This window comes from Pseudomonas sp. IT-196MI5, assembly GCF_949767415.1.
Classification (GTDB): domain Bacteria; phylum Pseudomonadota; class Gammaproteobacteria; order Pseudomonadales; family Pseudomonadaceae; genus Aquipseudomonas.
Genome location: NZ_CATKPZ010000008.1, coordinates 1 through 13045 on the forward strand (window position 1 = coordinate 1; position 13045 = coordinate 13045).

General features: G+C 56.9%; 13 protein-coding genes and 1 pseudogene. 5 read left to right on the top strand and 9 right to left on the bottom strand.

The window, feature by feature from the left end; all coding sequences use genetic code 11:
- Positions 1-1056: 1056 nt before the first annotated feature.
- The 4 genes from ACM6IK_RS05420 to ACM6IK_RS05435 are packed head-to-tail and all read left to right on the top strand — an operon-like array spanning position 1057 to position 4111.
- Positions 1057-1839: a transporter substrate-binding domain-containing protein gene (locus ACM6IK_RS05420; RefSeq protein WP_414873475.1), complete on the top strand. Its 783-nt coding sequence runs from the start codon at positions 1057-1059 to the stop codon at positions 1837-1839.
- 55 nt (positions 1840-1894) lie between these two features.
- The gene (locus ACM6IK_RS05425) at positions 1895-2623 is read left to right on the top strand and encodes an ABC transporter permease (RefSeq protein ID WP_414873476.1); all 729 of its coding nucleotides are present in this window, start codon (positions 1895-1897) and stop codon (positions 2621-2623) included.
- The gene (locus tag ACM6IK_RS05430; protein ID WP_108217649.1) at positions 2620-3330 is read left to right on the top strand and encodes an ABC transporter permease; all 711 of its coding nucleotides are present in this window, start codon (positions 2620-2622) and stop codon (positions 3328-3330) included. Before ACM6IK_RS05425 ends, ACM6IK_RS05430 begins: the two co-directional genes overlap by 4 nt.
- A gap of 16 nt (positions 3331-3346) precedes the next feature.
- A complete protein-coding gene (locus ACM6IK_RS05435) occupies positions 3347-4111 on the top strand; it encodes an ABC transporter ATP-binding protein (protein ID WP_046031503.1) in 765 nt (254 codons plus the stop codon).
- 179 nt (positions 4112-4290) lie between these two features.
- Here the strand turns inward: ACM6IK_RS05435 and lysA are convergent, their stop codons facing one another.
- Complete coding sequence (lysA, locus tag ACM6IK_RS05440; protein ID WP_414873477.1) at positions 4291-5529, bottom strand: diaminopimelate decarboxylase; 1239 nt, start codon at positions 5527-5529, stop codon at positions 4291-4293.
- A 128-nt stretch (positions 5530-5657) separates the two neighbouring features.
- Here lysA and ACM6IK_RS05445 point away from each other — a divergent pair, with 128 nt between their 5' ends.
- A complete protein-coding gene (locus ACM6IK_RS05445; RefSeq protein ID WP_414873478.1) occupies positions 5658-6617 on the top strand; it encodes a LysR family transcriptional regulator in 960 nt (319 codons plus the stop codon).
- On the opposite strand, the gene ACM6IK_RS05450 is transcribed toward ACM6IK_RS05445, so the two are convergent.
- The 8 genes and pseudogenes from ACM6IK_RS05450 to ACM6IK_RS05485 form a co-directional block, all read right to left on the bottom strand.
- Positions 6601-7407, bottom strand: a complete 807-nt coding sequence (locus tag ACM6IK_RS05450) for a sulfite exporter TauE/SafE family protein (RefSeq protein ID WP_414873479.1) — start codon at positions 7405-7407, stop codon at positions 6601-6603. The two genes, ACM6IK_RS05445 and ACM6IK_RS05450, sit on opposite strands and share 17 nt — an antisense overlap.
- A gap of 9 nt (positions 7408-7416) precedes the next feature.
- Entirely contained in the window at positions 7417-8634 is a 1218-nt protein-coding gene (locus tag ACM6IK_RS05455; RefSeq protein WP_414873591.1) for an FAD-dependent oxidoreductase, read from the bottom strand.
- A 51-nt stretch (positions 8635-8685) separates the two neighbouring features.
- Positions 8686-9033, bottom strand: a pseudogene (locus tag ACM6IK_RS05460) (TIGR01244 family sulfur transferase); the annotation flags it as partial.
- A gap of 29 nt (positions 9034-9062) precedes the next feature.
- On the bottom strand, positions 9063-9926 hold the full coding sequence (locus tag ACM6IK_RS05465; RefSeq protein ID WP_414873480.1) for an MBL fold metallo-hydrolase: 864 nt from the start codon (positions 9924-9926) through the stop codon (positions 9063-9065).
- 56 nt (positions 9927-9982) lie between these two features.
- Positions 9983-10741 (bottom strand): amino acid ABC transporter ATP-binding protein, encoded by a 759-nt coding sequence (locus tag ACM6IK_RS05470; protein ID WP_414873481.1) that lies wholly within the window; start codon positions 10739-10741, stop codon positions 9983-9985.
- Between the two features lie 4 nt (positions 10742-10745).
- Positions 10746-11435, bottom strand: coding sequence for an amino acid ABC transporter permease (locus tag ACM6IK_RS05475; protein WP_414873482.1), 690 nt, complete (start codon positions 11433-11435; stop codon positions 10746-10748).
- Between the two features lie 2 nt (positions 11436-11437).
- The gene (locus ACM6IK_RS05480) at positions 11438-12133 is read right to left on the bottom strand and encodes an amino acid ABC transporter permease (protein ID WP_414873483.1); all 696 of its coding nucleotides are present in this window, start codon (positions 12131-12133) and stop codon (positions 11438-11440) included.
- Between the two features lie 44 nt (positions 12134-12177).
- Entirely contained in the window at positions 12178-13008 is an 831-nt protein-coding gene (locus ACM6IK_RS05485) for an ABC transporter substrate-binding protein (protein WP_414873484.1), read from the bottom strand.
- Positions 13009-13045 lie beyond the last annotated feature (37 nt).

The following is a 13045-nucleotide window of genomic DNA, read 5'->3' on the forward strand; positions in this document are numbered from 1 at the left end:
GCCCGCATACGCCTGCTGGCAGCATAAGGTAAAAAACGTAAAGGCAGGCAAGATCGCTGTTCTGATGTTCATAAATCAACCTTGATAGACACCACTTTTGATTAAGTGGTCGATGGCGCCCCCCCGGGCATCAATCAGTACCTCAACCCCAACTAACCATAGCCTAGAAAAGGTAACTCAAGGAGGTGCTGAACAATTTATCAGTTCACACCGCGCGTCCATTTCAATCCGGCACTTTCAACCTGTCGGCCATGCTTTGCGTTCCGGGCTCGATTTCTGCCCTTGCCTGGTTGATTCGGGGGAGGACCGCCAACTTTTTTATTTATATACTTTCGCTGCAGCAATTCATTAATCTGCAGGATTATATTCATTATTGTTGCATAACCACGTACCCGATCCTGGCCCTTCCATGAATTTCCAGACTCCAAAGTAGCTCTAGATTATTACCATGTTAACTCAGTTGGTTGCGCACATTTGTTGCTTCAGTCATGCAGGAGACCTATAAAATACTTTTAGAAAGATAAAGGCGCACACTTCGTCAACTTACAGGTGGAGCTGGAGCTTAACACTGGCTGTGCTCGTCCATATACAGCCATTATCAAATACATTGCCGACATTTCCTCACTCACCATTAAACAAGCCGATATTTCCAACTAATAGCTTCATGCTCCCCCGGTTCGAACCCGTCGCACACATGACCACTCAATGCCTGCGATGACACTCCGTCGTTCTGACCGTCGATGCCGCTGGCGCATCAAGGATTGAGCCGGGGAAATCGGTGTCCTCAATCTCACATTTTGTTACCGCATACCCCAGTCGTGTGTAAAAACCGGCTTTGGTAACAGCTTCGCAGGCTACCTCCCCCCCTGCGCGCACCTGCCTGTAAAGCCCACCCTAGAGCCCTGCACGCGCTTTCTCAAACACCCAATCCGTGAATTGGCCGGGTGATTGCATATGCTTGTCTGTACAAGTATCTGCGTGTGCATAAGACATTGTGCCAGCAGTACATGCGCTCTTGCGTCACAAGCGCTTTCGATGGCCCCAGGGAATAAAATAATGAAAAAAGCGTTGCTCACCCTTTCTGCATTGGCTTTGTGTGTGGCTGCCGGTTCTGCGCTGGCCAAGGAGTACAAGGAGTTGCGCTTTGGCGTCGACCCCTCTTATGCACCGTTCGAATCCAAGGCCGCCGATGGCAGCCTGGTGGGTTTCGATATCGATCTGGGTAACGCGATCTGCGCGCAGCTGAAGGTCAAGTGCAAGTGGGTCGAAAGCGACTTCGACGGCATGATTCCCGGCCTCAAGGCCAACAAGTTCGACGGCGTGATCTCTTCCATGACCGTCACGCCAGCACGTGAGAAAGTCATCGACTTCTCAAACGAGCTGTTCTCTGGCCCGACCGCGCTGGTATTCAAGAAAGGCGTGACCATCGGCACCGACCCGGCCTCCCTCAAGGGCAAGAAAGTCGGCTACGAGCAAGGCTCCATCCAGGAAGCCTACGCCAAGGCCGTGCTGGACAAGGCCGGGGTAGAGACCCAGGCCTACGCCAACCAGGACCAGGTGTACGCAGACCTGATCTCCGGACGTCTCGATGCAGGGATCCAGGACATGCTGCAAGCCGAACTGGGCTTCCTGAAGTCGCCACCAGGCGCAGACTTCCAAGTCAGCGAGCCGGTCGAAAGCCCCCTGCTGCCAGCCAAAACCGCCGTGGGCCTGACCAAAGGCAACGCCGAGCTCCAGGCCTTGCTGAACAAAGGTATCCAGGCACTGCACGACAATGGCACCTATGCGGCCGTCCAGCAGAAGCACTTTGGCGACCTGAATCTCTACAGCGGCAAATAATGACCCTGCGCCCATTTCCGGATGGGCACTTTTTTGATCGATGTAGGGCTGCCCAATGCTAGAAAACCTCTTAACGATTCTGGGGCTGTCAGGCTTCAGCCTTAAAGGCTTCGGCCCGCTGTTGCTGCAAGGCTCCTGGATGACTGTCAAATTATCCTTTCTGTGCTTGCTGGTGAGCGTTGGCCTGGGCCTGATCGGCGCCAGCGCCAAGCTTTCGAAATCGGCACTGCTGCGCGTCCCTGCGCAGGCCTACACCACACTGATCCGCGGGGTGCCGGACCTGGTGCTGATGCTGCTGATCTTCTACAGCCTGCAAACCTGGCTGACCTCGTTTACCGATTTCATGGAATGGGAATACATCGAAATCAATCCCTTTAGCGCCGGGGTCATCACCCTGGGCTTCATCTACGGGGCTTATTTCACCGAAACCTTCCGTGGCGCCATCCTTGCCGTGCCGCGTGGGCAGATGGAAGCGGCTACCGCCTACGGCCTGACCCGCGCTCAGCGCTTTCGCCTGGTGGTGTTCCCGCAAATGATGCGTTTTGCCCTGCCGGGCATCGGTAATAACTGGATGGTGATCCTCAAGGCCACCGCGCTGGTGTCGATCATTGGCCTGGCCGATCTGGTCAAGGTGGCCCAGGACGCGGGCAAGAGCTCCTATCAGCTGTTCTTCTTCCTGATTCTGGCCGCCTTGATCTATCTGGTGATCACCACCGTTTCGAACTACGTCTTGCGCCGGATGGAAATCTTCTACGCCGCAGGCACCCGGGAGGCCGTGCGATGATCGAGCTACTGCAGGAATACTGGAAACCTTTCCTGTTCCAGGACGGCACTCACATCACCGGGCTGGCCATGACCCTCTGGCTGCTCAGTGCCTCGATCTTCTTCGGCTTCGTGATGTCGATCCCGCTGTCGATTGCCCGGGTCTCGAGCAATGTCTGGGTACGCTGGCCGGTGCAGTTCTACACCTATCTGTTCCGCGGTACGCCGCTGTATATCCAGTTGCTGATCTGTTACACCGGCATTTACAGCCTGGCCGCGGTGCGTGCTCAGCCCGTGCTGGATGCGTTCTTTCGCGATGCGATGAACTGCACCATCCTGGCCTTCGCCCTGAACACCTGCGCCTACACCACGGAGATTTTCGCCGGGGCAATCCGCAGCATGGCCCACGGTGAAGTCGAAGCGGCCAAGGCTTACGGACTGACCGGCTGGAAGCTGTATGCCTACGTGATCATGCCGTCGGCCTTGCGTCGCTCGTTGCCGTACTACAGCAACGAAGTGATCCTGATGCTGCACTCGACCACCGTGGCGTTCACCGCGACCATCCCGGACATCCTGAAAGTCGCGCGGGACGCCAACTCGGCGACCTTCCTGACCTTCCAGTCGTTCGGCATCGCCGCGTTGATCTATCTGGCAGTCACATTCTCTCTGGTCGGCCTGTTCCGCCTGGCTGAACGCCGTTGGTTGTCTTTCCTCGGCCCGGCTCACTAATTCAGGATGCTTGTTCATGTACAAACTGACCGTTGAAAACCTGCACAAAAGTTATGGCAACCATGAAGTCCTCAAGGGCGTTTCGCTAAACGCCAAGACCGGCGATGTGATCAGCCTGATTGGCGCCAGTGGTTCGGGCAAGAGCACCTTTCTGCGTTGCATCAACTTCCTGGAAACGCCCAATGACGGCGCCATGAGCCTGGACAACCAGCCGATTCAAATGGTCCATGACCGCCACGGCATGCGCGTGGCCGACGCCAATGAACTGCAACGCATCCGCACTCGCCTGGCGATGGTGTTCCAGCACTTCAACCTGTGGAGCCACATGACCGTGCTCGAGAACATCACCATGGCCCCACGCCGGGTGCTGGGCGTCAGCAAGAAGGACGCAGAGGATCGCGCCCGGCGCTACCTGGACAAGGTCGGTCTGCCGGCACGGGTGGCCGACCAATACCCGGCGTTTCTCTCGGGTGGTCAGCAGCAACGGGTCGCCATTGCCCGTGCCCTGAGCATGGAACCGGAGATCATGCTGTTCGACGAGCCGACCTCGGCCCTGGACCCGGAACTGGTGGGCGAAGTGCTCAAAGTGATCCAGGGCCTGGCCGAAGAAGGCCGCACCATGATCATGGTGACCCACGAAATGAGCTTTGCGCGCAAAGTGTCGAACCAGGTGCTGTTCCTGCACCAGGGGCGGGTCGAAGAACAGGGTGCACCCGAGGACGTATTGGGCAACCCTAAAAGTGAGCGTCTGCAGCAGTTCCTCAGCGGCAACCTGAAGTAACCAGAGCGCCTTCGAGCAACCGCAGGGTCGCTCGAAGGCGCTGGCTCACCCCTCAAAACGGGGGCCTGATGGTCCTCGCGCTCAAACGTCTGACGCGTGGTTCATCCAGCATGAATGGCCCCCATTGAACGCTTGAAGGCCCACTTCATCACTCGGTTTCTACGCTCGCCCCCTGCTCCTTAAAGCCCCAACTCCAAGGCCAGCAAGTCCGACAATGGCTGTGGGCGTCTAATCAATCTGGCTTGCCCTTGCTCGATCAACACTTCCGGCAACAGGGGGCGGCTGTTGTAATTGGATGACATAGAGGCGCCGTACGCGCCCGTATCGTGCATGATCAGCAAGTCGCCAACCTGCGCCTCGGGCAACAAACGGGGCGTCACACCGTCTTCATCCTGCGTAAAGATATCGCCGGATTCACACAGCGGGCCGCCCACCACGTAGTCGTATTCAACGCGATTGACGGGGGTACCCTCGGCGTCCAGCAAGGTCATGTGGTGATAGGCGCCATAGAGGGCCGGGCGCATCAGGTCATTGAAGCCGGCGTTCACCAGGATGAAGTTCCGGCGACCCACTTTTTTGACCGTGCGAACTTCCGTCACCAGACAACCTGACTCGGCAACCAAAAACCGGCCGGGTTCGATTTCCATCCGCACCGGATGACCGAGAAACGCCTCGATGTCCAGCCTGGCCTGATGCCATGCGTTGGCGTAACGCTGGATGTCCACCGGCTCATCGCCCTCGCGGTAGGGGGTGGAAAGCCCGCCACCAATAGAAAACGCTTCGATATCATGGTCGAGCATTTTCACGGCCGAGACCATTGCACAGCCCACTTGCTCCAGATGTGCGTAATCCACGCCCGAGCCGATATGCATATGCAATCCCACCAGCTTCAGCCCGCACTGCCGAATGACGTCGAGCGCTTCGTGAACCTGGTCATGCCAGATGCCATGCTTGCTGTTTTCCCCACCGGTATTGGTCTTGCGGCTGTGACCGTGCCCGAACCCGGGGTTGATCCGCAGCCAGACGCGATGGCCCGAGGAGCGTTCTCCCAATTGGCGGAGCATGTCGATCGAACCGGTATTGACCTCGATATTCAGCTCGACCACGCGGCGCAATGTAGCCTCGTCGAACAGATCACACGTAAAAACGATGCCCGCTGGTGTGCCGGCCGGGCTGAAACCTGCCAGCAGTGCCCGCTCGATTTCACCCAGCGAGACGGCATCGACCCGAACACCTTGCTCTCGTATCAAGCGCAGGATGTGCAGGTTGGAGCTGGCTTTTTGTGCGAATCGTACGGTCTCGAAGCACGCCAGTTGATCGACACGTGCCTTGATGGTCTGTGCGTCATAACACCAGAACGGGGTGCCATGTTCAGTGGCAATAGCGGCTAACTGCTGGAAGACGGGCTGACTGGGCATAAAGATAGTCGATCTGATCTAGAGAGTGGCGACCATCATGCCGATTGCAGGGCATTCAATAAAATATCTTCTTTTTAGTTATCAATTCAGTTTTGATATGGGCTTCAAGCGATCATGAAGGTTGGGGTATGAAAGTCTCGTTGCGGCATATCGAAGTTTTCCGAGCGATCATGCAAGCAGGCAGCGTCACGGGAGCGGCGCGCTTATTGTTGACCTCCCAACCGACGCTCAGCCGGGAACTGGCCCGGCTTGAAAGCCTTTCGGGTTTACGTCTGTTTGATCGGGAGGGCGGCAGGTTGGTACCGACGGCTCAGGCAATAATGTTGCTCGAAGAGGTCGAACGCTCATATATCGGGTTGGAACGAATCAATAGCGTTGCGCAATCGATCCGTCGTTTCGAACATGGGCAACTCAGCATCACCTGCCTGCCGCTGTTTTCTCAGACGCTATTGCCCAACGTTTGCAAGCAGTTTCATCAGCAGCATTCGGGCATAGGCTTGAGTATCACCGCGCAGGAATCGCCCTTGCTCGAGGAGTCTCTCAGCGCACAGCGTCACGACCTTGGCTTGACCGAAAGTGAACATGTGCCAAGAGGCACCCGAGGGGAAATGCTCTTTTGTGCCGACATGGTCTGCATACTGCCAGAGGGGCATCCTTTGCTGTCCAGGTCGCTGCTGGCAATGGAGGACTTTCGCGGTGTCAATTTCATCAACCTGTCGGGCCTGGACATTTACCGTCAAAAGCTCGATCAGCACTTTCGTCACGCAGGTGTCGATCGGCATACCGTGATCGAAACCACCAATGCTGCGTCGGTCTGTGCCATGGTCAGGCAACAATTGGGCGTGGCAATCATCAACCCATTGAGCGCCGAGCAAGAGTCAGGCAGAGGATTGGTCATTCGACCAATCAACGTGTCCATTCCCTACCGAGTCATGCTGATAAGGCCTGATTTTCGACCCTCCTCAGTTTTCGTTGACGCCTTTTGCAAGGCATTGAGTGTTGAGGCGTTGAGTCTTGCCAGTGCCCTGGACAAGAGAATGGCGGGGGCCGGTCAGGTCGACGCCCCTATGCTCAGTCCCAGGTTTTGAGCATCAGGTAGCCTGCAACCACCAGGCATACGGCGGAAAAACCCAGTTGTATCGATTTGGCGGGAATCCTGGGTGAGAGGAGTCTTCCCAATAGCATTCCGCTCATACTCGCAGCGATAAAAACGCCGCCCGTGACCGTTATGTGGGCTCCTGCGTGAATTGCGCCTGTCACCGCGATAGCCGAGATCAGGGCGATAGTCATAAGTGAAGTCGCGACGATGCCATGCATGCGGATGTCTGAAAGCTGTTGAAAAGCAGGCACGATCAAGAACCCCCCTCCTACACCAAGCATCCCGGTAAGCAGTCCAGAAAGTGAGCCAACGACGGCAAGGCTGGCTGAGCATTTCGGTGTCCAGCGCAGTCGGCCGGTTTGAGGGTTGATCATGCAATTCTTTTCTTGCCAGCACTGCTGATTGTCGGCGGCCTTGGCCGAGATGCCGCTCGCCTGCCGAATCATGCGTATCGCCACAATGACCATAACCATGCTGAACATCGACGTCAGTACGGTGTCGGGCAGCAGATGGGCAAAATGCACGCCCAGGCGCGAAAACGCGGCTCCCAACAATGCCATCAGCAGGGCAGCCCGATAACGTACCAGACCTTTCCTCAGACCATCCACAGCCCCTACAGCTGCCGCTGCGCTGACGGCGAACAGCGCAGCGGGAGCAGACTCAGTCATTGACCACCCCAGGCCGATCACGAGTGCCGGCACGGCCAAAATTCCACCCCCCGCACCGGTAAGGCCGAGAATGATGCCGATGGCAATCCCGAATATTCCACTCAATAGCATGCTCGCGCCTCACTCAACCTTGGAGAGGCTGGTCAACCACTCACGGCCTTTGAGCATGCCGTTCCAATAGAACCAAGGCAGGAGCCGAGCCTTGAGGAACCATGCACTTTTTCGGGCGACCGTTGCGTCCAGGGGGAATGTGGGCAGCAGTTTCCCGCCGTAGCCGAACTCTGCCAGCACGACTTTGCCTTTTTCGACAGTCAACGGGCATGACCCATAGCCGTCGTAGCACAAGGGCATGGGCCGGTTGCCACGTGCTGCCATGAGGTTCTCGGCGACGACAACGATTTGTTTGCGCGCAGCGGCAGCGGTCTTGGCGTTACTGGTGGAGCAGACATCACCGAGCGCAAACACGTCCGGATAGCGGCTGTGTTGCAGCGTCCCCGGATCCACTTCACACCAACCGGCGTCGTCCGCCAGAGGGCTGGTGCGGATGAAGTCAGGGGCGACCTGCGCGGGGACGACATGGAGCATGTCGAAGGTCTTGGCCTGGCGAATGACTGCGCCGTGTTCGTCCTTGCTTTCAAACCAGGCTGTCCGGCTCGGGCCGTCAACTTTCACCAGGTTCGAGCCGAATACCAAGTGTGCTTGATACTTCTCGATGTATTTCATCAGGGGAGGAACGAAGGCCGGTACACCGAACAGCACTGCGCCAGCGAGATTGAACTCGACCTGCATGTTCTGCAGAACACCTGACTTTTGCCAATGATCGCAGGAAAGGTACAGGGCCTTCTGCGGGGCGCCAGCACATTTGATCGGCATCCCAGGCTGGGAAAAGAGGGCCTTGCCTTTGCGTAGTCCCTGCACCAGTTGCCAGGTGTAGGCACACAGATCATAGCGGTAGTTGGAAGTCACCCCGTTCTTGCCCAGGGTTTCTTCCAGCCCTTCGATTTTCTCCCAGGCCAGCCGCAGTCCCGGGCAGACGATGAGATTTCGATAAGCGACGCTTTTGCCGTTATTCAGCTCTAGACGTTTTCCTTCGGGCAGGGCCTTGACCACTGCCGCCTTGATCCAGGTTACGCCACGGGGGATGACCTGCGACATGGGTCTGACAGTCTTGCGCGCGTCATAAGCGCCCCCACCGACCAGCGTCCAGGCCGGCTGGTAGTAGTGCTGATCATTGGGTTCGATGAGCGTGATCTGCAGATCGGGTGCACGCTTGAGCAGGCTTGCCACGACACCGATGCCTGCCGACCCGCCACCAATGACCACGACGTCGGCAGTGATATCGGGGCATTTTGTGGCAACTTCACTTCGCGCGGCACACGCCGACGCTTTTTGGTAAAGCTTGGTAGAGCGATTACCGGTACGACAAAAAGCCAATACCGGTGCAGGCAGGATGTCCAGCAAGTCGGCAAAATGCCGTACATCGTTTTCACTGATGGTATCGGGCTGAACCGGGAAATAAGCAAACTCAAGGTCTAGCCGTTTGGCTTCGGCGTGTATGGCCGCGCTGGCAGGTTGATCCGCGCCACCTTCACAATCCGGTCGGTTACAGATGATTGAGCGAAAACCCAGATTGGCGGCTTCGTTCAAATCTTCTGGGGTTAATTGACCGGTTGTTGCAAAGTTTTTGCTGTGAGTGGTGATTTGCATGCCATTTAGACTCGTAAAGAGGTTATCCATTTCGCTCTGCCTGAACTCAATCAAGGTGTTCAGAACATATTGAGCGGTATCTTCAAATAACTGATGCCATTGGCCCTGGCCGCAGGTGTCTCACCGGCTCGCATGTTGATCTGCACTGACGGCAGCAGCAGCCTGGGCTGATTCAGGGTCTTGTCGCGCGTCGAGCGCAGAGCAACGAAATCAGCCTCGGCGATGCCCTTGCCGATATGGATGTTGTGCGCGCGCTCCTCGTCCACCGTGCTCTGGTAACAGTAGGCGTCGCGGCCGGGCGCTTTGTAGTCGTGGCACATGAACAGCCGCGTGCTGCCCGGTAGCTGGAACAGCCGGCCAATCGAGTGGTACAACTGGTGTGCGTCACCGCCAGGAAAATCGCAGCGGGCGGTGCCGCAATCGGGCATGAACAACGTGTCACCGACGAAAGCGGCATCTTCGATAAGGTACGTCACGCAGGCCGGGGTATGGCCAGGCGTGTGCAGCACACTGACGGCCAAGGCGCCGACATGGAATGTTTCGTTGTCGACGAACAATCGATCGAACTGGCTGCCGTCCGGGCACCAGTCATCGTCGGCGTCGAACAGCCTGGCAAAGGCCTTCTGCACCTGAGGAATACGGTCGCCAATGCCGATCTGTCCACCCAGTTGACGCTTGAGGTAACGGGCAGCCGAGAGGTGGTCGGCATGCACATGGGTTTCCAGAATCCACTCCAGCGTTAGCGCGTTGGCGCGCACATGCTCGATAAGGCGCTCGACACTTGAATACGAGATACGCGCGGCGGCGGCATCGTAGTCGAGCACCGGATCGATGATCGCGCAGTGCCGGGTCACCGGGTCGATGACCAGGTAACTGTAGGTACAGCTCTCGGCGTCGAAGAACGACTCGACATCAAATTGCATGGTCATTGCCTCCATTCTCAAGGGGGTGGCCATCGAGACTGCCCCCTGTACTCCATTCAGCAGGCTTGCGGCATACCACTCTCGGCCCAGGGCGAGCGGATATCGGACAGGAATCGCTGGGCGCGAGGGTGTTCAGGGCGCTGGAAGAAAGACTCGGGCGTCGCTCGTTCGAGCACCTTGCCTTGATCCATGAAGATCACTCGATCGGCCACTTCACGCGCGAAACCCATCTCATGGGTGACGCACACCATGGTCATGCCTTCCTTGGCCAGGCTTTTCATCGCTTGAAGCACTTCGCCGACCATCTCCGGGTCCAACGCGGAAGTGGGTTCATCGAACAGCATCACCGGTGGGTTCATTGCCAATGCCCTGGCGATGGCTACGCGCTGTTGCTGACCACCCGATAACTCGGATGGGTAAGCGCATGCCTTGTGGGCCAGCCCTACGCGGTCCAGCAAGCTCATGGCCAGATCGTCCGCTTCCTTGGCGCCCAGCTTGCGCAGGCGACGCGGTGCCAGCGTGCAGTTCTCAAGAACGGTGAGGTGGGGAAACAGATTGAACTGCTGGAACACGAAGCCAATACCGCTGCGCAAGGCGTTCACGCTGACGGAGCGATCATGGATATCCACGCCATCGATAAAGATATTCCCGCTCTGGATGGCTTCCAGCCGATTGAGTGTGCGAATCATCGTCGACTTGCCGGAGCCTGACGGACCGCAGACCACGACCACTTCACCCTTGGCGACGGTTTCGTTGATGTCATCCAGGGCATGGTAACTGCCGTACCACTTGTTAACGTTTTTCAGTTTGATCATGGGGTTAAACCTCTGCAGTTCGAACAGCGAGACGTCTTTCCAGCCAGAAGGCGAAGCGAGACAAGCTGAAGCACATGACGAAGTAAGTGAGACCGAGCACGGCATAGACCTGGACCGGCTTGGTGAGCAACTGAGCACTGATCTGCGAGGCGACGAAGGACACTTCCGAGAGGCTGATGATATAACCCAGCGAGGTCTCCTTGATGGTGGAGACAAACTGATTCACCAGTGAGGGCAGCATGTTGCGAAAGGCCTGGGGCATGATGACCAGGCGCATTGTGGCCAGGTACGAAAAGCCGAGTGAACGGGAGCTTTCCATTTGCCCGCGAGGCAATCCAAGAATGCCTGCGCGAATGATTTCTGCGAGGTAGACCCCATCAAAAATCACCAGGGCAGCCAACATGGTGCCAAATTGATCGGTGCGTTGACCGGTCAGGGTTGGCAGAAGGAAATAGGCCCAGAAAATCACCATCAGCAATGGCGTTCCGCGCAGTACGTACACAAGCCCCGTGACCGGCAGACGCAACGGTCGGTAAGGACTGATGCGACAGAGTGCGAGCAGCACCCCAACAGGGAAAGCCAATACCAAGGCCAACGCTGCCAGGATCAGCGTCATCGCCAAGCCGCCCAAGGGGCCGTTCGGGTACTGGCCAATCAGGTAGAAAAGCCCGTAGTTTTGGATGATATCGAGCATCGTCAGGCACTCCGGACGGGATAGCGTTGCTGGTACCAACTGGACAGCAGCGTGATGATGATCGAGACGCCGACATAACCTGCCGTGGTAACGGCGTACGATTCGAAACCCCGGAATGTGGAGCTTTCCACCTGCTGGGCCTGATACATCATTTCAGCGACGCCGATCACCATGGCGATGCTGGTGTTCTTCCACAGGTTAAGTGTCTGGCTAATCAGCGGTGGCACTGTCACCCGTAGTGACTGCGGGAGGATGACCAGACGCATGGTGCTGAGGAAGCCAAAGCCCAGGGTTCTGCCGGCCTCCATTTGCTCCTTGGGAATGGAACGCAAGCCGCTGCGGATGTCCTCGGACATGTAGGCTGCCGTGTAGAGCACCAGAGCGATAACCGCGCTGACCGCTTCGATATTGTGTTCGTAGATCCATGTCTTGATGGGGGTTGGCAGCAGCTCCGGTGCCCCGAAATACCAGAACAGCATGTGTGCCAGCAGCGGGACGTTGCGTATGGCTTCCACATAAGTGATCGCGATTGCCCGGAGTGCAGCGTAAGGGGCCATTCGCAATACAGCGATGACGATTGCCAGCGGTAGGGCAATGGCCAACGAGATCAATGCGAGTTGGATGGACAGCAGGAAGCCACTGATGAGCCAGTCGTGATACTGCCCGGAGAGCACAACCGATAAATCAAACGTATTCATAACCAGTCCCGTGGCCCGACCCAAAGGTCGGGCCCTCAATGAAGTTAGTTGATTTGGTCGGTTTCGATCTTGAATGAGCGGCTGGCAAATTTCATGTTGGTCTCAGGACCAAACCATTTGGTGAAGAGCGTCTCAGCCTTGCCAGACGACTCCAGATCGCGCAGCGTCTTGTTCACCTGCTCCTGGAAGGCGCGTTCTTCTTTTCTCAGGCCCAGCGCAATATGCTCGGTGGACAGGGGCGTTGGGAGAATCCGAAAATCTTTTGCCGCATCACCCAGCTTGGCGAAGTTGCCGGCCAATGAGGTCTCATCGTTGGCGTAACCCAGTCCTTTGCCCTGTTGCAACGCAAGCAGGGCTTGAGGGTTGCTGTCGAACGATACGATCTGGGCGTCAGCGATCTTCGCGCGGATGCTCTGCTCCATGGTGGAGCCTTTGATCGTCAAGATTTTCTTGCCGTCCAGTTGGTCGAGTTGATTGACGCCACTGTCAGTCTTGACCATGACTTTCTGACCCGTGATGAAGGTCGAAAGGGAGAAGTTGATCAATGCTTCCCGTTCTTTGTTATGCGTCAGGGAGGCAGCCAGAAGATCGACACGGCCTTGTTGTAATTCAGGAATACGTGCGGCGACGGTCAATTGCTTGAGTACCGGTTTGACCCCGATGGTCGCGGCAATGGCGTTGCACATGTCGACGTCGTAACCGACGATCGCGCGAGACGCTGGGTCCTTGATGTAGCTGAACGGCTCGTCGGTGCCGAGTACACCACAGACTAACTCCCCCTTGGCCTTGATATCGCTGAGTTGATCAGCTGCGGCAGAGAAGCTGGTTGCCAGCGTCAGTGCCAGTACTGCGGTTTTCCAGTGTTTCTTGAGCATGCGGTTCGTTTGCATTTTATAGACCTTATTGTTTGAT